This window comes from Dysgonomonas sp. HDW5A (assembly GCF_011299555.1).
Classification (GTDB): domain Bacteria; phylum Bacteroidota; class Bacteroidia; order Bacteroidales; family Dysgonomonadaceae; genus Dysgonomonas_A.
Genome location: NZ_CP049857.1, coordinates 3,545,052 through 3,566,034, shown reverse-complemented (window position 1 = coordinate 3,566,034; position 20,983 = coordinate 3,545,052). Strand labels below are relative to the sequence as shown.

Annotated in this window: 20 protein-coding genes; 10 read left to right on the top strand and 10 right to left on the bottom strand. The window is 35.9% G+C overall.

Going from position 1 to position 20,983, the window contains the following annotated elements:
* The first annotated feature begins 40 nt into the window (after positions 1-40).
* The gene (locus tag G7050_RS14820; protein ID WP_166116811.1) at positions 41-1,207 is read left to right on the top strand and encodes a glycosyltransferase; all 1,167 of its coding nucleotides are present in this window, start codon (positions 41-43) and stop codon (positions 1,205-1,207) included.
* A gap of 84 nt (positions 1,208-1,291) precedes the next feature.
* Here G7050_RS14820 and G7050_RS14815 read toward each other — a convergent pair whose 3' ends face one another.
* The 7 genes from G7050_RS14815 to G7050_RS14785 all read right to left on the bottom strand — a co-directional run bounded on the left by G7050_RS14815 (position 1,292) and on the right by G7050_RS14785 (position 8,789).
* Positions 1,292-2,758: an MFS transporter gene (locus G7050_RS14815; protein WP_166116809.1), complete on the bottom strand. Its 1,467-nt coding sequence runs from the start codon at positions 2,756-2,758 to the stop codon at positions 1,292-1,294.
* A gap of 88 nt (positions 2,759-2,846) precedes the next feature.
* Complete coding sequence (locus tag G7050_RS14810; protein WP_166116807.1) at positions 2,847-3,521, bottom strand: bifunctional 4-hydroxy-2-oxoglutarate aldolase/2-dehydro-3-deoxy-phosphogluconate aldolase; 675 nt, start codon at positions 3,519-3,521, stop codon at positions 2,847-2,849.
* 157 nt (positions 3,522-3,678) lie between these two features.
* Entirely contained in the window at positions 3,679-4,716 is a 1,038-nt protein-coding gene (locus G7050_RS14805) for a sugar kinase (protein ID WP_166110633.1), read from the bottom strand.
* 33 nt (positions 4,717-4,749) lie between these two features.
* Entirely contained in the window at positions 4,750-5,925 is a 1,176-nt protein-coding gene (gene uxuA, locus G7050_RS14800; RefSeq protein ID WP_166116805.1) for a mannonate dehydratase, read from the bottom strand.
* A 26-nt stretch (positions 5,926-5,951) separates the two neighbouring features.
* The gene (locus tag G7050_RS14795; RefSeq protein ID WP_166116803.1) at positions 5,952-6,767 is read right to left on the bottom strand and encodes an SDR family oxidoreductase; all 816 of its coding nucleotides are present in this window, start codon (positions 6,765-6,767) and stop codon (positions 5,952-5,954) included.
* Between the two features lie 4 nt (positions 6,768-6,771).
* On the bottom strand, positions 6,772-7,845 hold the full coding sequence (locus G7050_RS14790) for a substrate-binding domain-containing protein (protein WP_166116801.1): 1,074 nt from the start codon (positions 7,843-7,845) through the stop codon (positions 6,772-6,774).
* A 242-nt stretch (positions 7,846-8,087) separates the two neighbouring features.
* Positions 8,088-8,789, bottom strand: a complete 702-nt coding sequence (locus tag G7050_RS14785; protein ID WP_166116799.1) for an archaeosortase/exosortase family protein — start codon at positions 8,787-8,789, stop codon at positions 8,088-8,090.
* A gap of 272 nt (positions 8,790-9,061) precedes the next feature.
* Between G7050_RS14785 and G7050_RS14780 the strand changes: the two genes are divergently transcribed.
* The 4 genes from G7050_RS14780 (at position 9,062) to nth (ending at position 14,253) form a co-directional block, all read left to right on the top strand.
* Positions 9,062-10,369 carry an OmpP1/FadL family transporter gene (locus G7050_RS14780; RefSeq protein WP_166116797.1) on the top strand — a complete coding sequence of 436 codons (1,308 nt, stop codon included), beginning with the start codon at positions 9,062-9,064 and terminating at the stop codon, positions 10,367-10,369.
* Positions 10,370-10,446: 77 nt separating this feature from the next.
* The gene (gene lptC / locus G7050_RS14775) at positions 10,447-11,061 is read left to right on the top strand and encodes an LPS export ABC transporter periplasmic protein LptC (protein WP_166116795.1); all 615 of its coding nucleotides are present in this window, start codon (positions 10,447-10,449) and stop codon (positions 11,059-11,061) included.
* Positions 11,062-11,297: 236 nt separating this feature from the next.
* Complete coding sequence (locus G7050_RS14770; protein ID WP_166116794.1) at positions 11,298-13,415, top strand: peptidylprolyl isomerase; 2,118 nt, start codon at positions 11,298-11,300, stop codon at positions 13,413-13,415.
* Positions 13,416-13,590: 175 nt separating this feature from the next.
* The gene (gene nth / locus G7050_RS14765) at positions 13,591-14,253 is read left to right on the top strand and encodes an endonuclease III (protein WP_166117741.1); all 663 of its coding nucleotides are present in this window, start codon (positions 13,591-13,593) and stop codon (positions 14,251-14,253) included.
* Positions 14,254-14,258: 5 nt separating this feature from the next.
* Here nth and G7050_RS14760 read toward each other — a convergent pair whose 3' ends face one another.
* From G7050_RS14760 to G7050_RS14750, 3 genes are all read right to left on the bottom strand, one after another.
* Positions 14,259-15,419 carry a glycosyltransferase gene (locus G7050_RS14760; RefSeq protein WP_166116792.1) on the bottom strand — a complete coding sequence of 387 codons (1,161 nt, stop codon included), beginning with the start codon at positions 15,417-15,419 and terminating at the stop codon, positions 14,259-14,261.
* 234 nt (positions 15,420-15,653) lie between these two features.
* On the bottom strand, positions 15,654-16,280 hold the full coding sequence (locus G7050_RS14755; protein WP_166116790.1) for a nitroreductase family protein: 627 nt from the start codon (positions 16,278-16,280) through the stop codon (positions 15,654-15,656).
* A gap of 126 nt (positions 16,281-16,406) precedes the next feature.
* Positions 16,407-16,574 (bottom strand): DUF362 domain-containing protein, encoded by a 168-nt coding sequence (locus tag G7050_RS14750; protein WP_050710574.1) that lies wholly within the window; start codon positions 16,572-16,574, stop codon positions 16,407-16,409.
* Positions 16,575-16,864: 290 nt separating this feature from the next.
* Between G7050_RS14750 and G7050_RS14745 the strand changes: the two genes are divergently transcribed.
* From G7050_RS14745 to G7050_RS14725, 5 genes are all read left to right on the top strand, one after another.
* Positions 16,865-17,581, top strand: coding sequence for a porin family protein (locus G7050_RS14745; protein WP_166116788.1), 717 nt, complete (start codon positions 16,865-16,867; stop codon positions 17,579-17,581).
* Positions 17,582-17,666: 85 nt separating this feature from the next.
* A complete protein-coding gene (locus G7050_RS14740; protein ID WP_166116786.1) occupies positions 17,667-17,999 on the top strand; it encodes a DUF2185 domain-containing protein in 333 nt (110 codons plus the stop codon).
* Between the two features lie 356 nt (positions 18,000-18,355).
* Entirely contained in the window at positions 18,356-18,850 is a 495-nt protein-coding gene (locus G7050_RS14735) for a hypothetical protein (protein ID WP_166116784.1), read from the top strand.
* 202 nt (positions 18,851-19,052) lie between these two features.
* The gene (locus G7050_RS14730; RefSeq protein ID WP_166116782.1) at positions 19,053-20,060 is read left to right on the top strand and encodes a L,D-transpeptidase; all 1,008 of its coding nucleotides are present in this window, start codon (positions 19,053-19,055) and stop codon (positions 20,058-20,060) included.
* A 155-nt stretch (positions 20,061-20,215) separates the two neighbouring features.
* Positions 20,216-20,914, top strand: coding sequence for a murein L,D-transpeptidase catalytic domain family protein (locus G7050_RS14725; RefSeq protein ID WP_166116779.1), 699 nt, complete (start codon positions 20,216-20,218; stop codon positions 20,912-20,914).
* Positions 20,915-20,983: the final 69 nt, after the last annotated feature.

Below are 20,983 nucleotides of genomic sequence, written 5' to 3'. Positions count from 1 at the left end.
TGCTATGGCAAAATATATTTTGGTACTTATATAAATTCTGATGGAACAATTCTTATCATATTTCACACTTGATGTTATTGGAATAGCACTACTATCAACACTACTGATAATGCTTTTTATCCAGATATATTTTTATCTGGCATATTATAAGAAACCCTTATCGTATTTAAAACAGATAGCTGATACGCATGAAGAAATAACTCCCTTGCCGTCGGTTTCTGTAATTATTGTAGCGAAAGATGAATCCGAGAACCTCGCAAAATGTCTCCCTTCTATTCTTAATCAGGATTATCCCGATTATGAAGTGATCGTAGTAAATGATGGATCGACAGACGAAAGTGAGTTCCTTTTGAAAAATTTAAAAAGAGAGTATCCATTTCTATATAGTACATTTTCTCCTTATTCTGATGCAAACGAAACTATTCAGAACAAAGTATTACCTCTTACCATCGGTATAAAAGCTGCACGCAAAGACATTTTATTATTTACCGAAGCCGATTCTTTACCAATGACTAATCAATGGGTAAAATCGATGGTAAACAGCCTTGCAAACAAAGATATAGTAGTTGGATATAGCCGTTTCACCGAAAGTGAAGACTTCAGCAATAAAACAGCCTTATTTGATAATTTAATATTCACCTTGCAATATATGTCGATGGCTATTAAAGACAAGCCATTTGCAGGTCTTTACAAAAACTTAGCTTACAGAAAACATCTGTTTTTTGACAATAAAGGATTCTCGGCAACACTTAACTATGATAATGCCGAAGAGGTGTTTGTAAACTATATTATGACCGACAATAATACAGCCATAGCTTTATCACAGGATAGCTATGTGTCAACTGAACTTGACAATTTTTCTCATTGGAGAAAGATCAAGACGGCATACAGCAGAGCCAAATTCAATTTCAAAGGTTTCACCGGAGGCGTATTTTCGCTTGAAACCCTTTCAAGATATCTATTCTATTCACTCGCCATTGCTTCAATCGTTTACTCTATAATATCGCAGCTTTGGGTATATTTAGGTGCTGCCATCCTATTATTTATAATCAGATATATAATACAAATAATAGTATTGAATAAAGCGAGTGATCATTTCTTAACAAATAGATTTCACCTGAGTTTACCTTTTTTAGATCTAATTCAACCTTATTATAATTCTTACTTCTCCAGAATATCGAAGAGTAAAAAGAGACGTAAAAAATAAAAACAGAAAAAAGCTCATTGAAATTCAATGAGCTTTTTTACGGAACAAAATTATTATAATAAAAACTAATACTCAAAAATCTTTTTACAAATCCGTAATCGGGCTATACTTAGGCACTAAAGATTTCATAACAGTCCACCCGATGAGATACGCCACAGCACACACCGAGAAGATGATAAAATAACCCGCTTCCTCACCCTTGAAGCCCATAAATACCATCTGAGTCTCCCCCGCATGATCGAAGAGCACACCCGAACCCTTATTAATCAGGAACGAGCCCACACCACCTGCCATACCACCAATACCCGTAATAGTAGCAATAGCCTTCTTAGGGAACATATCACCCACCGTCGAGAAAATATTAGCAGACCAAGCCTGATGAGCAGCACCCGCAATACCGATAATAATAACAGGAAGCCAGTACGATACACTGCCCAAAGGCTGAGCAAACAAAGCCAGTAACGGGAAGAAAGCAAAGATCAACATCGCCTTCATACGACCCGCATACGGATTCATGCCCTTCTTATCCACAAAGTAAGTAGGAAGCCATCCCCCGATAATAGAAAGAAGCGTAATCAGGTACAATACAAAAATGGCTAACTGACCTTCAGGGTCAGACGACTTGATACCGTATACCGAACTCAGGTAAGCAGGCGTCCAGAATAAGAAGAACCACCATACACCATCGGTCATAAACTTACCAAAAGCAAAAGCCCAGGTTTGTTTGTATTTAAAACAATCCAGAAAGGAAATCTTTCTGCCGTCATGAGCTTTCTTGGTAGCTTCATCCATACCCTCACTTCCGTCCAGATCCTGTTGGATATAAGCCAGCTCAGCAGCATTGACTTTCGGATTTTTCTCGGGTTTCTTATAAATGAACACCCAGAATCCCATCCATACAAATCCCAGTGCTCCGATAATGATAAAGGACATTTCCCATCCCCATTTAGCTGCAATGAAGGGAATAGATATAGGTGCAGCCAGTGCTCCTACAGTAGCCCCTGCATTGAAGATACTGGTAGATAATGCCCTGTCTTTCTTTGGAAAGTATTCTGCTGTAGCTTTAATGGCTGCCGGAAAGTTTCCTGCTTCCCCTATTGCCAGTACCAGACGGGCAAAGATAAACAGGGTCACACTTACCGATGCTACCATAGCACCGTCTCCTACCATGGATATGGCTTCACGTGCTCCTTCGAATCCTACAAACCACTGTCCTGCTGTTATACCTGATGTGGCTATTCCACAGAAGGCATGTAAACAGGCTCCCAGCGACCAGATACCGATTGCCCATAGGAATCCTTTCTTGGTATCCATCCAGTCGATAAAGCGGCCTGCAAAGAGCATGCTCAGGGCGTAGAAGATGGAAAACAAAGCGGTGATATTACCGTAATCGTTGTTTGTCCAGTGAAACTCGGGGGCGATAAAGTCTTTCCAGGTCAGGGAGAGTACCTGCCTGTCCAGATAATTGATTGTGGTGGCAAAAAATAACATGGCACAGATGGTCCACCTGTAGTTGGTTATTTTTTGTGTGGGTTGATTAGGTGTATTCATTTATAGGTATTTAAAGGTTTAAGGTCTAAGACCTTTTTGTTATTCATCTAACAATAGGGTGTAAATAAAAGTATCAATAAGGTCAACCTTATTTTTGTCTTGCTTTGGCTATGATGGCCAGTGCTTCTTTACTCATACGGGTTATTTCCGCCCAGTTCCCTGCTGCTATTACTTCTTTTGGGAAGAGGTTGGAGCCCATTCCTACGCAGGTTACGCCGGCTTCGATCCATTTGGTGAGATTCTCCTCTGTGGATTCTACTCCTCCTGTTACCATGATACTTGACCAGGGCATGGGTGCTTTTACGTTTTTAACGAAGGTGGGGCCTCCGACGTTTCCGGCGGGGAATACTTTGACTACTTCGGCTCCCATTTCTTGTGCGTATCCTATTTCTGATACGGATCCGCATCCGGGTATGTAGGCTACCTGGCGACGGTTGCATACTTTAAAGATGTCGGGATTGAGTAAGGGGCCTACTACGAAGTTGGCTCCGAGTTGGAGGTAGAGGGAGGCGGTGCCTGCGTCTACGATGGAGCCTATGCCGAGTATCATATCGGGGCATGCTTGGGCGGACCATTTGACTAGTTCAGCGAAGATTTCATGGGCGAAGTCGCCTCTGTTGGTGAATTCGAAGGCTCTGACGCCTCCGTCATAGCAGGCTTTGACTACTTGTTTACTGGTTTCCAGGTCTTTGTTGTAAAAGACGGGTACCATGCCTGTTTGTGCCATCGCCTGGCAGGCTTCTATACGACTGAATCGGGACATATGTTTGTTCGTTTTGTTGAATATTTGATATAATTATTTATAGGAAAAAGTAGATATGTAATCTATAAACTCTGAAAAGTCATTCGTTCAAGGCATTACATATCTACTTACTGTAAAGATGTGTATTTCAATAAGTATTAGATTATATATTTTGTCATTATCTAGATACCCTACCCGAACCATCGCCTTTCATGAGGTTCTCCACTTCTGAAACAGTCACTAAGTTGTAATCACCATAAATAGTATGTTTCAAACAGGAAGCTGCCACTGCAAACTCAAGGGCTTTTTGGTCGTCTTGTGGGTAAGTAATCAGTCCGTAAACTAATCCTCCCATAAAGGAATCTCCTCCGCCTACACGGTCTACAATGTGACTGATGTCATATCGTTTGGATTGGTATAGTTTATCCGAATACAGGCATCCTCCCCAGGTATTGTGATTGGCATTGATGGAGCCTCTCAGGGTAATGATTACTTTTTTTGCTCTGGGGAACTTCTTCATCATCTGGGTGCATACGGATTCGAATTCGGCTGCGTTGACTTCTCCGCCTGTATGGGCTACGTCAAAGCCTTCGGGTTTGATTGAGAATACTTTTTCTGCGTCTTCTTCGTTTCCGAGTATGATGTCGCATCCTTCTACGAGTGAGGGCATTACTTGGTCGGCTGTTTTACCGTATTTCCACAGGTTTTTGCGGTAGTTGAGGTCGGTGGATACGGTGACTCCCATTTCATTGGCTATTTTGATGGCTTCGAGGCAGGCGTCTGCGGCTCCTTGTGAGAGGGCGGGTGTGATTCCTGTCCAGTGAAACCATTGCGCGTCTTTGAAGATTTCTCTCCAGTTGATCATGCCGGGTTTGATTTCGGCTATGGCTGAGTTTGCTCTGTCATAGACTACTTTGGAGGCTCTGGCTACGGCTCCTGTTTCGAGGAAGTAGATGCCTACTCGGTCTCCGCCTCTTTGTATGTTGCTGGTTCCTACGTTGTATTTGCGTAGGTCTGAGATGCACCAGTCTGCTATGTCGTTTTTGGGTAGGCGTGTTACGAAGTCGGTGGGTATGCCGTAGTTGGACAGGGATACGGCTACGTTGGCTTCGCCGCCTCCGAAGGTGGCATTCAGGTTAGTGGACTGGATAAAGCGTTGATAGCCGGGGGCTGACAGGCGTAGCATGATTTCGCCGAAGGTGACTACTTTTTTCATAGCGTGGGATGTGTATTAGAAATTAGTTAATGATTAATTTGCATATAGAGTTTTAGCAATCCCCATTTCAAGACCTCTCAATTCAGCTAGACCTCTCAATCGACCGATACAAGAATATCCGGGATTTGTTTTCTTATTCAAATCATCAATCATTTGATGTCCATGATCGGGACGGAAAGGGATTGAAATCTTTCGTTTTTGCTGTATTTCCAATAAACCTCTCATTACAGAATACATATCAACATCACCTTCAAGATGATTAGCTTCATAGAAGTTACCCTCTGCATCTCGTTGCGTAGCTCTCAAGTGAATAAAATTCACTCTATCACCAAGATTTACAATCATTTTAGGAAGGTCATTATCCGCTCTCACACCAAACGATCCTGTACAAAAGCAAAGTCCATTCGATTTATTTGGTACAGCCTCTATCAATTTCAAAAAATCTTGTTCTGTACTTAAAACACGGGGTAAACCTAATATTGCGTAGGGAGGATCATCGGGATGTATTGCCAACTTCACTCCTACTTCATCTGCTACAGGTGCTATTTCTTTTAAAAAATCTATCAGATTTGAGCGAAGTCTATCCTCATCTATACCCTCATATCTATCTAATTGTACTTGAAACTCTTCAAGAGTAAAACTTTCTTCTGCACCGGGTAACCCTGCGATCATATTGCGAACAAGCAAATCCTTCTCAGCTTGTGTCATACTTTCGAATTTAGCTTTTGCCTTTGCAATATCCGCAGCACTGTATTCTTTTTCTGCTCCGGGACGTTTCAGAATACACAAGTCAAAAGCTAAGAAAGCGGCTCTTTCGAAGCGAAGAGCTTTAGAACCATCGGCAACAGTAAATGCTAAATCCGTACGAGTCCAATCCAATACAGGCATAAAGTTATATGTAACAATCATTACCCCACACTTAGCCAGATTACGAATGCTCTCTTTATAATTTTCAATATATTGTTTGTAGTTTCCTTCCTGTGTTTTGATGAATTCATGTACAGGAATACTTTCGACAACAGACCATGTTAGCCCTGCCGATTCTATTATTTGTTTGCGTTTTTCAATTTCTTCAACAGTCCAAACCTCACCGTTTTTTATATGATGAAGAGCTGTTACAATACCTGTTGCTCCAGCTTGTCGGATATCAGCCAATGATACAGGATCATTAGGACCGTACCAACGCCATGTTTGTTCACTTAATATCATATTATTTATGTTATGTGTTATTATTATCAAATAGAGAAAGCGTCAAAGCCTCCGTCAATAACAAGAATAGTACCTGATACAAATTTCGAAGCATCACTAATCAAATAGTGCAATGATCCCAATAATTCGTCAGCTTCGCCAAAACGATTAAATGGTGTATGAGCCAATATTGTTTTAGCACGATCCGTATACGAACCGTCAGGATTAGTTAATAATGTTCTATTTTGTTCTGTAATAAAAAATCCCGGTGCTAATGCATTTACACGGAATTTTTCTCCGAATTTAAGAGCTAATTCTCCGGCCATATATTTAGTAAAATTTGCCACAGCAGCTTTAGCTGCACCATAACCGACAACACGGGTTAATGGGCGTAATGCCGATTCCGAAGCAATATTTATAATATTACCTGCACCATTATCAACCATTGCTTTCGCAAAAACCATAGTAGGAATTGCTGTCCCGAATAAATTCAGATCAACAACCTTTTTGAAATCATCTATTTCAAGATCAAATACTGTTTTATCCGGTGCTATTGTTGCACCCGGCATATTACCACCTGCGGCATTCACCAAAACATCGATACGACCGTAAGCTTTAATTATTTCATCTCTATTTTGTTCTAAAACCTGCTTATTTAATACATCTGTAGAAAGAAATAAGGCTTCGTTTCCTTGGCTTTTTATTTTAGCAACAAGTTCCTCTCCTTTATCTTTTACTCTATCTAAAATCACGACTTTAGCTCCTTGATTAGCTAAATACTGAGCCATGTCCGAACCTAATACACCACATCCGCCTGTGATAACAATTACTTTGTTTTCGATACAAAACAAGTTGTTTTTCATAGTATTATAATTTATAGTTTTTGTAATATTCAATATTCTCCTTCATTAAAATATCAATAGGCATAAAATTAGTCTTATTGATACTTTTACTGAATAATAAGTAGTTACTTAACGACTTTATGGCGTCATACCCTTGTTGCATGGAGCGTTGAGATATAAGAAACAAAACCTGATCATTTTTAAGGGCTTCTACATTCTTTTCGATAGAATCATAACCTATCAGTTTAAATACTTTATCCCCACAACCGTGTTTTTTGAAAAGATCAACCAATTCATATATTCGAGAATTAAAGACAATCGCTCCTACTTCATCACCAACATTAGCTCTGATATCTTTCAATCTTTGTAAAACACTTTCGGAGTATTCCGAATCAATTTCCAAATAATGAATCTGCCCCAAAAACTCATTTTGATTCAGGTAATCTGTAAACCCTTGTTCCCTAGTCTCCATCTGAACAGAATTACTGGTTCCTTTATATTTAATTTTCCCGATTATAATATCTCCTGATTTTCCGATTTCTCTCATCATCAATTTAGCAGCTATAATGCCACTCATATGTGAGTCGGCTCCAAAATAAGCCAGATTGTGCTGATTGGGGATATCCGAATCAATATAAATATAGGGAGCTTCTTTTTCTTCGAGTTTTCGGGAGAGTTTAATTACACTATCACCAAAAATAGTAGCAATAACAACTCCTGCAAACTCTCGCTGATCGAGAGCCTGAACAGTTTTATTAAAGGAAGATTCATCTTGTTGATCAAAGAAAAAGTATTCGACTGCAACATTAAAGTTTTTTAATTCAGCAGTGGCCTTGTCTATTCCATTAGTTACCAGCTCCCAATATTCTCCTTTAGTAAAAGATGGAATGAGAACAGCAAACGTGTAGTCTTTTTTTGATGCCAAAAATCGAGCGACCATGTTTGGTTCATAGTTAATCTCTTTAAGGACTTTCTCTATTTGGGTTCTTTTTTCTTCGGATACACGTCCTCGATTATGCAAAACACGATCAACAGTACCAACCGATACCCCTGCTAATCTCGCAATATCGACAATACGTATAATAGACTTGTCTTCCATAGTATTAGATATAAGCTAATCTAAAAATTCTTGTGCACGGACACAGAATTGTTTTTAAATAATTAAAGGTTCTTAGCAAATATACAATAGATTTTTAAAAGCACAACACATGTGTGCGAACACATACGAAGCAAACAAAAATCAATATACTCATTTTCAATCATCTAAAGAATCACAGATGGCTAAAACATGTTTTATAATATGTTATTTTGAATTAAAGAAGCAAAAAGAAAAATGAAGATTTAAGTATTAACACTGTTTTTATGACGTTGATAAGGCAAATTAAATTTCTCTTGCCACAACAACCATAACAAAAACATTACACCATCGTAATATACCCATTTAAAAAAACCATCATGAAAGAAATAGTACCAATCTTTATAAAATTGCCAGTAAGTCTGAGGGGAACCATCCCATTTGAGATGATTAAGGCTTTCATTTACAGGAATAAACCAATCAGGAAAACCTCCCTTAATAAGAAAAGCAGAGATTATAAGCCTGAGAATATTTACAATAAAAAGAAGTAATATAGATACTGGTATAAATACCAGTTTTTTCTTGGGAGGACCTTTATAACAAATTAAAATAAAAGTAAATAATAAGATTTGCTTAACTCCTGTACATCCCCATATAATTTTCATTTTTAGAGAATTATCAAAATAGATAAGCAGATCATCTATTTTAAAATTACTAAAACCAAAGATATTGTGGATAATATAGTGAGTAAATTGTGCAGTCCATAAGCAAATGGGATATATATAGTCTGTTACATCCTTTCCTAGTACAATCAGTTGTTCTCCATCGTTAGCTTCGTGTACAGAAAGCTTCCATATTAATTCAAAAAAAAGAAAGAGGAAGAGAAAATAAGCAATATCTTTTATCGGTTCTACGAGTTTAAAAAAATCGTGAAACTTTGTTTTTACTAAATCAACTGTCTTACTCATATATATCATATATCCAAGGGGCAAAGATACTAAAATACAATCAGATTCATTTATCAAGTAAAAAAAATGATTTTATTAAAAAATAAAATCTATAAATATGTATAACAATTTTTGAAAGCGAAGTCCAAGTCAATACTTTAAAGTTAAGATATGCAAATTTTGCAATAAAATGAGGGTAGAGCCAACAAAGACATAAAATTCTCAACTAAAAAATAATACATTTGCAGAACTAAAAATGAAAGAACAAAAGTTTATTTTTGAATATTTACATAATGCAGGGATATAAAAAATTATTGCTTACGGCAAGTCTTGTCGCTTTCCTTATTCCCGTAGTGGGACAAAATACAGACTCACCATATAGCAGATATGGTTATGGAGTGCTTAATAACCAGTCCATAGGAGTATCAAGAGCGATGGGAGGGATAACTTATGGGGTAAGAGGCTTAGATGCTAATCCTGGTAATCCTGCATCTTATACAAGTACAGATTCTCTGACCTTTATATATGACATGGGCGTTTCGTATGTCAAATCACGTTTTACCGAAGGTAATAATACTCAAACAGATAATAATGGCGGCTTAGATTATATTGCCATGCAGTTTCGCGTTGCCAAGAAATTAGGTATGAGTTTCGGAGTACTTCCTTTCTCTTCGGTCGGATATCAATTTGGTACACAAGAAACAACTAACAATCTATCTACTACAAGAACATTCACGGGCTCGGGCAATTTTAGCCAAGTCTATTTAGGTTTAGCATATGAACCAATCAAAAATTTATCGGTCGGAGGTAATGTTTCTTTTCTTTTCGGAAACACAAAATACACACGGAATATATCAATTACAAGTATACCTTCTGCCAATACAGAATACGCATTAAATAAGTTAACGATGAACTCTCTCAAATTTGATTTGGGAGCACAATATATTTTACCTCTAAATGCTAAAGATCACTTAGTACTAGGTGCTGTATTTTCACCGAAAGTGAGTAGAACTGGTAAAATTGAAAGAATCAAAAATGACATAAACTCTAGTGGAACAGTTATTTCCGGAGACACAACACAATTTACCGGCAGCGATGCTCATGCAGATTTACCTAGTACATACGGATTAGGTTTTACATGGAATCACGACAGACGCCTTACTGTTGGTGCTGACGTAACATATCAAAACTGGTCCAATGTGCGTTATTCTGAGCATATGGATGATGGTATGAATAAAGATGACCGCTTCAATAATGTATGGCGCTTCAACACCGGAATTGAATATACTATAGACCCCAGAGACAGAGCCTTCATTAAAAGGGTAAAATTCAGAGGTGGTCTAAACTATAGTAACTCTTATGTTAATGTTCAAAATGATCTGGGCGAAATTTCAGGTTATAAAGAATATGGTGCAACCCTAGGTGTTGGTCTTCCAATACGCGATGTAGTATACTCGGGAAGAACCTCATACATCAATATAAACTTTGAGTACAGAAGCCTAAATCCAAATAAAACAAACCTGATAAGAGAACAATATTTTGGAATATCAGTAGGCGTTTGCATCAATGAATTGTGGTTTATGAAAAATAAACTTAGATAAAATAAGTATTGTTTCAATATAATATTATTTAAGGGTATAAAATATTAAACAGACCTAAGACCTCAGTATTTGTAAAAATGCTCACAAACAAACCGAATTTTATCAAAAAGTATAAACAAAGTATTAGGATACTGCCACTAGGTATCCTAATTCTTTGTTTATTAATATCATGTGGCAGTGACAAAAAAGAGTATGTAAATGCTCCTTTAGATAATGAAACTATGCCTAGCATGCGTGACGATAGTGTTACGATGCTTATCTCTGATTCGGGATTGATAAAATACAAACTGATTACTAAAGATTGGGAGTTCTTTGAAAATGCAAAAGATCCTCACTGGTATTTTCCGGAAGGAATCTATGTAGAACAATTCGACACTTCTTTCCAGAAACAAACGAGTTTAATAGCCGATACGGCATGGAATTTTACATTGCGAAAACTTTGGAGACTCAAAGGCAATGTTTTTATTGAAAACATTCAAGGTGAAACATTCAGTACAGATGAGCTTTTTTGGGATGAGAAAGAACAAAAATTTTATTCAGACAAGTATATTGAAATAAAAAGGCCAGAAAAGCTAATGCTAAAAGGTATTGGATTCGAGTCTAATCTGAATATGACTCAATATAGAATATTCAGACCTCATGATACTGATATTTATTTTGAGGATAAACAAAATACAGAACCTCAAAACTAATACAACTCTATTGTACTTTAATAAACATAATATTCATTAAAGTACAACATGGGAAATTAGACAATACTTAAATCTTAATAAACAGTACAAAATGACAAATATCAATCCAAGCCTCATAAAGGCTCATATTTTTTGCTATTTAAACTGATTTTCAAGCTAAAATTACTATCTTCGCTCGCTAAAATTATTTAAAAAAATAAATAACAATAATAATAAAAATTTAATAGTTCCTTTAAATGGCTGCATTACAGAAAATTAGAAATAAAGCCGGATTGCTTATCGGGGTAATAGCCGTTGCACTGTTGGCTTTTATTTTTCCATGGAATGAATTGACTTCATTTATCAATAGACAGAGAGATAAGGCTTTCACTGTAGATGGAGAGGTTGTTTCAACCGGAGATTATCACAAAAGAGTTACAGAATTCGAAAACTTCCAAAAGTTGATCAGTGGACAAAGTTCCTTAGATGAAAACACCAATGCACAAATCAGAGAATTTGTATATGAGCAAATGGTGAAAGAACTGATGCTTAATGAACAAACACAAACTTTGGGGTTAAATGTTTCTGAAACTGAACTTCATGATTTAATATTCGGAGCAAATATTTCTCCTGTATTGCGTCAGATACCAATTTTTGTTGATCCTCAAACAGGACAATTCAGTCAGGCAGCACTTACTCAATTTGTAACATTGGTAAGCACAGATGCTAAAACCGTTCCTCTAGACCAACAAGCTCAATTGGAAAATCTGAAGTCTGTTTGGGAAACGATCCAAAACATGGTAAAATACCAACGTCTTGAAGAAAAATACAATACTCTTTTAGCTAGCGCTATTTTAGTAAACGATGCAGAAGCCAAAGCAAATAGCGATGCAGCTAAATCGACTTCAGACATGGCATATGTAATCGAGAGATACTCTTCGATACCCGATTCTACTGTAACAGTTACAGATAAAGAAATAGAGAAATTATATAATGATCGCAAGAATAATTTCAAAACAGCAGAGGAGCTTAGAAAAATCTCTTACTTTACTAAACAAATCGTTCCAAGTGAGAGCGATTTTGCAGAGGTAGAAAAAGAGGCTGCTGCAGCTCGTGTAAAATTAGCAGAAGCTGCTAATCCGGCTCTGGTTGTTGCAGACTATTCGGAAGTTCCTTATCAAGATGTATTCTTTTCTGAAAAGAATTTATCAGCAGAAGAAGCTACATTCGTTAAATCGGCTTCTATTGGCGACATTTATGGTCCAATACGCGATAATGATGCATTCAGAATATATAAACTTATCGACCGTGCAGCTGCTGCCGATTCGGTTAAACTGAGAATGATTCTTGTTCCCGAAGGAGCTGATAAATTAGCTGCAAACAGTAAAGCTGATAGTATCATCAGCGTTATTAAACAAGGAAAAGCTTTCGACGTTGTAGCAAATGAATTATTCCCTCAATCAAATGGAGGAGAAATTGGCTGGGTTACCGAATCTCAACTAGCATCGGCTGGAAAAGAGTTTGTTGATGCTGCTTTCAAAGCACCTGTTGGTGAAATCACAAAATTAAACCTGCAAGGACAAATCCAAATTCTTCAAGTTGAAGAAAGAACTCAACCTGTAACTAAATATAAGTTAGCTTTGATTCAAATGCCGGTATCGGTAAGCGATCAAACTCTAATAACTTTAGATAATGAGTTGGCTCAGTTCGTTACACAAAACGGAAATGCTGAAAATTTTGTAAAAGCAGCAAAAGAAAAAGGATACGATGTTGTAGCAAACTCTCTTATTTCAGGATCATACCCTAATATCAATCAAATAAACGGATCACGTCAGGTTATTACTTGGGCATTTAATGAAAAAGTAGGGTCTGTTAAGAAATTCGATCTTTCTGATTATAAAATTATAGCTCTTATCGACACTAAAATACCTCAAGGCTTCCTTCCTGTATCTGAAGTTAAAGATGTATTAAAAGCTGAGTTGGTTAAGGATAAAAAAGCAGAAAAGATGATTGCTGACCTTAAAGCTAAAAACATATCGTCACTTAATGGATATGCTGAAGCTATAGGTACTAAAATTGATACTGTTAAGTTTGTTACATTCAATACACCTAATATCTTGGGTATCGGTAGAGAATATGCTCTGAATGTATATTCGGAACTAGGAGAAGTTAATAAACTCAATGGACCTGTTAAAGGTGAAAATGGAGTACTAGCTTTAACGGTAGTAAACAAAGTAGATCAAAGTAAAGACTTTAATCTAGCATCATTCAAACAAACTGCTAACAGTCAAAATATGTACAGAGTAATGTCTCAAGCAATGCCTGCACTTAAAGACAAAATGGACGTAGTGGATAACAGAGTAAAATTCTTTTAATTAAAGAATAATACTACTTCGATATAAAATAGAGGGTGTCTAAATAGATACCCTCTATTCGTTTTAGAATGTCTTGCGAATATTTATTATTTTTGTGTGGGAGAAATGGTCATAAAGGTTTCAGAAAACTGATAAACACATTTTATGACACTAACAATACAACATAGAAGAAATGATCACTAAAAAAGAAAGATACGAAAATATTATAGCATGGTTTCAAAAGAATATGCCTGTAGCAGAAACCGAATTACATTACGATAACCATTATCAACTAATGATTGCTGTTATTCTTTCAGCACAATGCACAGATAAAAGGATAAATATGATAACTCCGGCGTTATTTGAAGCCTTCCCTACCCCTGAAGTTATGGCAGAATCTTCTCAGGAGGAAATTTATGAATATATAAAGAGCGTGTCGTACCCCAATAATAAAGCAAAAAATTTACTGGGGATGGCGAAAAAGCTTATAACTGAATTTGGAGGAGAAGTACCCAATACTCTAAAAGAACTGGAGTCGATACCAGGGGTTGGACGTAAAACAGCCAATGTAATGCTTTCAGTAGCTTTCGATAAACCTGCTATGGCAGTAGACACACATGTATTCAGGGTATCGAATAGAATTGGCTTGACTAACAATTCCAAAAATCCATTGGATACCGAAAGAGAGCTCGTTAAAAATATTCCAAGCAAGCTTTTATCAATAGCACATCATTGGCTTATATTACACGGAAGATACGTATGCACTGCTCGAAGTCCTAAATGTGATGAGTGTGGCATCAATCAATGGTGCAAATATTATCTAAAGAAGAACGGTGTAAAATCAATAGAAAAATCGTAAGACTTTTATACTTTTAAAATGCTGTCAACTTCATTTAACCATTTCTTATAATCGAAACGTTTCATACACTCGTCGGTTTTCGAAACAAAATATGGGAGCAATGAAGGGTCATCCAATACTTTTTTCATTCCCAGATAAACGCCCTCAGCACTATTTTCTGTAAGGATGCCATATTTACCCCTTTCTATAACATCTTCGGGGCCTCCACATTCAGTAGTAACAACAGGAGTACCCAAAGCTGTAGATTCGAGCAAGGTCAATGCAAAACTTTCACGCGAAGAAGGGCAAAGGAACCAGTCGCATCGTTTCATATACGGAAAAGGGTTTGAAACCCGTCCTAGCATCTGTATTCTATCATTTAGTTTGTACTCTGCAATCAGACTCTGTAATTTATCAAATTCGTCTCCATCTCCTAATATCAGGCAATTGAATGTATAACCTTCTGCTCTTAACCGATCAGCAGCTAAGATAATCCGATCTACCGTCTTCTCATAAGACAATCGAATAACAGTTATAAAATTAATTCCTGGAGATAGCTCCAAATCAACCGGTTCTTCTGCACGTAAGGCAATGCTAGAGAGGTCTAAGGCATTATACAATACTCTTATCTCCCTATTTGCTTTTCCTCCGTGATAAAGCTTTATATAGCTTTCTTTAGAGGAATCTGAAACGCATATTACTTCATCGTATTTACCAAATGAACGATTCATCCGATTAATCTGAAATCTATTTAAAGTATACGACAACCACTCCTTCAATTTATGGCTGGTATAATCTCTTTCAAATGGATGATTTTGTATCCAGAGATATTTTGGCAACTTCAATTTACTGAACAATATAGAATAGAACCCATCCTTAAAGCAGACAATTTCATCATAATCACTTTCTTTAAACCCAACCAATCGGGCATAAAGTCGGGGATAAAATATCAATATATTTTTATACAAGACTTTTTTGAATCCTGTTAGTTCTTTTTGAAAAATATATTTAATAGGTACTTTGGGAGATACTCTATCCAACAACGTATTCTTTTCAGATGGATTAGGAAGCAAAAGTGTTATCAGACACTCTTTCTCAACCAAATGATTCAATAAATTTACAAGGAGAATTTCAGTTCCCCCCATATAAAAGCAGTCATTAAATATAAGTATCCTCTTTTTTTGCATTCAATACTAGTTTAAGTTCTCAGAACTATATGTTGCTTTGGTAAGCAAAACAGCTATAACCTGCTGCAAATTTTAAATATTTTCTGTTACTTACTATATCAAAGTTAATAAAAATATAATGAAAGACAGACTACTTTATCAACAAGCATCCAGGCTAAATAAAAAAACGAAGATAATCAATCCTCGTTTTTCTGTAAATCTATATTTATCTCGAACAAGAAGACAGTTTAGACTTTAAAAGATAAATAAATCTTTATTCTCTTTTCTTACTTTAGGTGTATCGGCTAAATGATCTTCGTTAGTATCTCTGAATCCCAGAGGGAATAATAGTGTCGATCTCAAGTTTTTATCAGGCAAGCCAAGTATTTCATCCACCCGTGAAGCATTGAAGCCTTCAACAGGTGTTGAATCGACTCTAAGCGTAGCTGCTGCTATTGAAGCATAAGCCATCACAATGTATGTTTGACGAGCCGACCATTCGAAAATTTCCTGTTCCGACATTCCTAGCAAAAAGCTCCATTTAGTTCTATATTCCTCTAACCTGTCGCCTGTAATATTTCTTACAGCTCCCAGATGATCGATATATTCATTTACATCATCTTGGGTTAACTTTGTGTATGCTGAAAATACTAACAAATGCGAACATCCTTTTATCATCATTTGTCTTGGAGCTGCCTCTTCCCAAATCTGATTCTTTACTTTTGGGTCAGTAATTACAGATACTTTAAATATCTGCATCCCCATCGAAGTAGGAGCCAAACGTATTGCCTCCAATATCGTTTCTAATTTATCTTGTTCTAAGCTTTTGCCGTTCATGCGTTTGCAGGCATAACGCCAATTTAGATCTTCTATTAAACTCATCTCTTATTTTCAATTTAGGTCTCAGACCTTTTGTTATTTAATTTATTAATAAAAAAATTTAATCATATAGTTACTAATAAAAAAAGGACTACAATGTAGCCCCTTTTTTATTCTTTTTTCAGCAAATTATGCTGGACTGATTGCACTTGTAGGACATACATCAGCACAAGTGCCGCAATCTGTACATGTATCAGGATCAATCACATAAATTTCTCCTTCTGAAATTGCAGTTACAGGACACTCGTCGATACAAGTACCGCATGCAATACAATCTTCATTAATTACATAAGCCATGACTTTAATACTTTTATGTTAATACTTACTTTTCTATATGACTTAACAAAGATATAGTCTTTTTTTTTCTATTCAAATATTAATCTGTTAGATAATACTAATTCAATATACATTTTGTCGATATAAATATATACACCAATAGGTTAAGACTCTAATAAACAATCTTATAAATAATTGATCTCAAAAAAAGTGATTATTTATAATTTCTGCTTAATTTTACAGATCCAAAGTCAGAACACTCAAGATGACATCAACATCCTGAGATGACATTTACCTAAAAGTATATTATTTTGAGAAATTGCAATAAATATATAATTCTTATCTGTCTGTTAATCACTTATGGAAGTAATGTTTTCGCTCAAAGACAAAAGGTCAAAAACCAACCTTATGCTGATCAGAAATTATTTCACTTAGGGTTTACTGTTGGTTTAAGTACACAGGATCTCATTTTGTCCCATTCGGGAACTGTTCAGGCGGATAACAGCGTCTGGTTTTCAGAAATCCCCTCCTACTCCCCAGGACTGAGTGTAGGTATCATTGCAGACAGGTATATCAACCAGTATATGAATTTGAGAATTGTACCGACTCTTAATTTTGGAGAGAAACGTTTCGTTTTCAGAGAGCAGAATGAGAAGCATAAGAACTTTGAAACATCAATAAGGAATAATTATTTATCACTCCCCATACATATGCGCTTCAATTCGGAACGATTGAACAACATACGCCCTTATGTATTAGCAGGAGGTTTTATTAATACACAAATCGGTGGGCAAAAAGAACCTGTGATAAAGCTCAATAATGTAGACTATGGTATTGAAATAGGTTTAGGTTGTAATCTCTATTTTCCATTGTTTAAACTAAGTCCTGAACTCAGATTCTCATTTGGATTAAAAGACATATTAGAAAAAGACAGGTCTGACCTTACTGATAAATCACTCTTAATTTATACTGAAGCTTTAAACTCTGCAAAATCAAGAATGATAACCCTTACATTCAACTTCGAGTAAGAAGAACACAAGCCTTTCTACTTTTGATAAGCACCAGTAACCGATTATAAAATAAATTCACATCTAAAATATAAAAAATAGACTTATGCACAATGATGAAAATTGGGATGATCCCTCAATAAAAGATTATACTGACATGCAAAAATATGCATTTGTCACTCAGAGAGCCATTGATAACAATTACATAGGGTATTGTTATCGCGAAAACTCTGAAATAAAAATCGATAGCGGATGGCGTTTCTTATATGGTGATGAAGATGAAGATTATCTGGATAATCCGATCAATACAATTACACAAGACCTATCGGCTGTTGTGGAATGGAAACCGGAAGTTAAAGACATTCTAGCTTCTCGCCGAGGATTTGATTTTGAATGGAATCCTGACAAAGAAATATTTGAAAAGATATCTGAAGAATGATTCTCGGAATTCTAATAATATACAAGAGCTTATCGAATGATAAGCTCTTTTTTTCTCCCTATTATCCAACAATTATGGAAAACAGCATAAAATATACCAATATTATGAATGTTTATACATTTTTCGAGAACTAAAACCACAAATAAAGAAGATAAATTTGTACTCTATAAATATCAAACTTAAATAGTTGATACAAGCTTGTCAAATTAAAGCAACCAAACCAATAAAATTTTCAGATAAAACAGGTCGTGTCGTTTTCTATATAAGTAAAGTGAGAAGGATGAATTGAATAGCTAGTGTAGGCACACAAACCCCAAAAAATAAGAATAACTTAACTGATGACAAATTAAATAATTATGAGAACTACACTAGCTATTCTTTTTGTTGTATTACTTCTACAAAATGTTTCGAGTCAAAGCAAACAGCAATCCACCATAAACAACAAGAATACCAATCATTTGCAGTATACGATGGAAGGTAAATCGTTTAATATTAAAGACAGTATGACTATTGACATCACTGTTTCGATAACTTCCCCTTCGATCATATATAACTTTTGTAGTCAGAAAAAAAACACACAAATACAGTTTAAATGGGAAAAGATGGATCAGACTGAGGACATTGGTACTTTCAAGATTCTAAATGGTTATTTTATTGATATGGATAAAAATATAAAGAATAAAAAAGTAAGCGGAAAGGTGATCATTAAAAAGATCAACTATAAATCGCATATAACGCGGATTATTGCAGTCGAAGGATTATACGAAATAAACATAAAAATGCCGGATAAAACCCAAAAGACCATTAATGGTAATTTCTTCTATGAAGGAGAATATACTATTTCACTTTAACGTTCTTCATTTTCATAGACCACCAAGCCAAGAATGAAATTCTGTCATAACAGTTTTCTTTCTTGGCTTTTCTTTTACAGACACCTCAGATATTAACAATTTTAACTATATTGCAATTTTTAGGGAACAATAACATTCTCTTTTTTGTTTGTAGTATAAAACAAGGTTAATATTTACAAACCTAGAAATTCGGACAGTCATAATGAAAATAGCCACTATAGTATTACTTTTCAGTATTTTTATTTTTAATTCTTGTAATGAAAAAACACAAGAATCTTCTTTGGTTGATTCCCAATCGAAGGACTCTTTAGTAGTTGAAGAACCCAAAGCTATACATTTTGACCCAGATAAGATAGAAATAGAAAAAGCTTTACTTTACGATGAACATACATTGGAAGACACCTATCCATACAAAGATACTGTCAGAGTATTTCAATGGGATAAAATACGCAAGCGACTAGCCCTACTCGATTCCATAGAATCAGTATCGGCTTCGTGGGCTATTTTGCAAAATTACAAAAATAAGAATGGAGAGGCTCCCCTTGTAAAAGTATATAAAAGGGACTCATATAAACGTATTTCCGATACTCTTGGGGTCGAAAGATACCAATCGGTACCCTTATTTCTCCCTACCGATTCTGCTGTTGCCGAAATATACGGTAGAGACGGTTCACTGGTAAAGTTAATAAAGAATGATTCGAGCCGTTTAGTGAAAATTGCAACCATCGATATGGAGGGCGAATGGCTTGTACCGAAAAAATACATTAAACAGGTAAATGATACTATCGTTTTCAGGAAAGCTATTTTTGTGGATCTCACCAATCAGAATATAGCAACAATGGAAAAAGAGGGAGACAAATGGCTTGTCAGAAGTATGAATCCTGCCACAACAGGTTTACATAAACCTCCTCATATGCAAGAAACCCCTCAAGGTATCTTTGTTGTTCAGGAGAAAAAATCTAAAATGGTTTATCTGGTAGATGGATCACAGGAAACAGGAGGATTCGCTCCCTACGCAAGCCGCTTTTCCAATGGTGGTTACATACATGGGGTACCCGTAAATGCTCCAAGCACTAAACTTATCGAATTCAGTTCATCACTTGGCACAACCCCACGTTCACATATGTGTGTAAGGAATGCTACCTCTCATGCAAAATTCATTTACGATTGGGCACCCACAGAGCAAACTATAGTTTTTATTTTTGATTGAAAACTTAACTTTTATTCTCATATAAATAATGTAACTTTGTGACCGCTAATATCAAAGACTTAATTTATTAAAGTCTTCAAAAGATTACAGCCTCTAACATTTCACGACAAAATGTAGTAATAGATAGTTTACGTTACTTATACTTAGTTTTAAATATGCAAAAAATTATAATGTACGTTTTACTTTTTTTTATTCCTATAAATTATTATTCGAATACAAAAGAGAAAGCCACCATACCATTTGTTTCCGTAACCTCTGAATGTGAAAAACTCTACAACGATATGCACTTGGAAAATATCGTTAACTATGCCGCTTTTGAACAAGCATATATAGGTTATAACAAAATTGAGGAAAAAAACAGAAATATTATTACTTTGATTGACTTCAGTAAACCTTCAACTCAAGAACGTCTCTATGTACTGGATATGAAAGAGAAAAGACTGCTGTTCTCATCATTAGTATCACACGGAAGAAACAGCGGTGAGAATTATGCAACTTCATTCTCCAATGAAAACGGCTCGTATAAAAGCTCGTTAGGTTTTTATTTAACCGAAAGTACTTATCAGGGTAAAAACGGTTATTCTTTAATACTTAACGGTTTGGAAAAAGGAATTAATGACCGTGCTAAAGAACGGGCAATTGTTATTCATGGTGCACCCTACTCCAACCCGTCGGTCATAGCTTCGGGGAGGTTAGGCAGAAGTCAGGGGTGTCCAGCACTACCCCAAGCATTAAGCAAACCGATCATCAATACAATAAAGGGAGGTACTCTTCTATATATTTATGCAGATGACCAAAAGTATCTGGCTCAAAGCAGTATTTTGTCGTCATATACAACAACAGCATCGTTATAAAGATTATAAGCAATAAAAAAGGAGGTTATTCACAGTGAATAACCTCCTTTTTTATTGCTTATTTGCTGA

What these genes read in the sequence shown, in the direction of transcription:
- G7050_RS14820 (WP_166116811.1), top strand. Translation starts at nt 41, where the DNA reads ATGGAACAATTCTTATCATATTTCACACTTGATGTTATTGGAATAGCA.
- G7050_RS14815 (WP_166116809.1), bottom strand. Translation starts at nt 2,758, where the DNA reads ATGAATACACCTAATCAACCCACACAAAAAATAACCAACTACAGGTGG.
- G7050_RS14810 (WP_166116807.1), bottom strand. Translation starts at nt 3,521, where the DNA reads ATGTCCCGATTCAGTCGTATAGAAGCCTGCCAGGCGATGGCACAAACA.
- G7050_RS14805 (WP_166110633.1), bottom strand. Translation starts at nt 4,716, where the DNA reads ATGAAAAAAGTAGTCACCTTCGGCGAAATCATGCTACGCCTGTCAGCC.
- uxuA (WP_166116805.1), bottom strand. Translation starts at nt 5,925, where the DNA reads ATGATATTAAGTGAACAAACATGGCGTTGGTACGGTCCTAATGATCCT.
- G7050_RS14795 (WP_166116803.1), bottom strand. Translation starts at nt 6,767, where the DNA reads ATGAAAAACAACTTGTTTTGTATCGAAAACAAAGTAATTGTTATCACA.
- G7050_RS14790 (WP_166116801.1), bottom strand. Translation starts at nt 7,845, where the DNA reads ATGGAAGACAAGTCTATTATACGTATTGTCGATATTGCGAGATTAGCA.
- G7050_RS14785 (WP_166116799.1), bottom strand. Translation starts at nt 8,789, where the DNA reads ATGAGTAAGACAGTTGATTTAGTAAAAACAAAGTTTCACGATTTTTTT.
- G7050_RS14780 (WP_166116797.1), top strand. Translation starts at nt 9,062, where the DNA reads ATGCAGGGATATAAAAAATTATTGCTTACGGCAAGTCTTGTCGCTTTC.
- lptC (WP_166116795.1), top strand. Translation starts at nt 10,447, where the DNA reads ATGCTCACAAACAAACCGAATTTTATCAAAAAGTATAAACAAAGTATT.
- G7050_RS14770 (WP_166116794.1), top strand. Translation starts at nt 11,298, where the DNA reads ATGGCTGCATTACAGAAAATTAGAAATAAAGCCGGATTGCTTATCGGG.
- G7050_RS14760 (WP_166116792.1), bottom strand. Translation starts at nt 15,419, where the DNA reads ATGCAAAAAAAGAGGATACTTATATTTAATGACTGCTTTTATATGGGG.
- G7050_RS14755 (WP_166116790.1), bottom strand. Translation starts at nt 16,280, where the DNA reads ATGAGTTTAATAGAAGATCTAAATTGGCGTTATGCCTGCAAACGCATG.
- G7050_RS14750 (WP_050710574.1), bottom strand. Translation starts at nt 16,574, where the DNA reads ATGGCTTATGTAATTAATGAAGATTGTATTGCATGCGGTACTTGTATC.
- G7050_RS14740 (WP_166116786.1), top strand. Translation starts at nt 17,667, where the DNA reads ATGCACAATGATGAAAATTGGGATGATCCCTCAATAAAAGATTATACT.
- G7050_RS14735 (WP_166116784.1), top strand. Translation starts at nt 18,356, where the DNA reads ATGAGAACTACACTAGCTATTCTTTTTGTTGTATTACTTCTACAAAAT.
- G7050_RS14730 (WP_166116782.1), top strand. Translation starts at nt 19,053, where the DNA reads ATGAAAATAGCCACTATAGTATTACTTTTCAGTATTTTTATTTTTAAT.
- G7050_RS14725 (WP_166116779.1), top strand. Translation starts at nt 20,216, where the DNA reads ATGCAAAAAATTATAATGTACGTTTTACTTTTTTTTATTCCTATAAAT.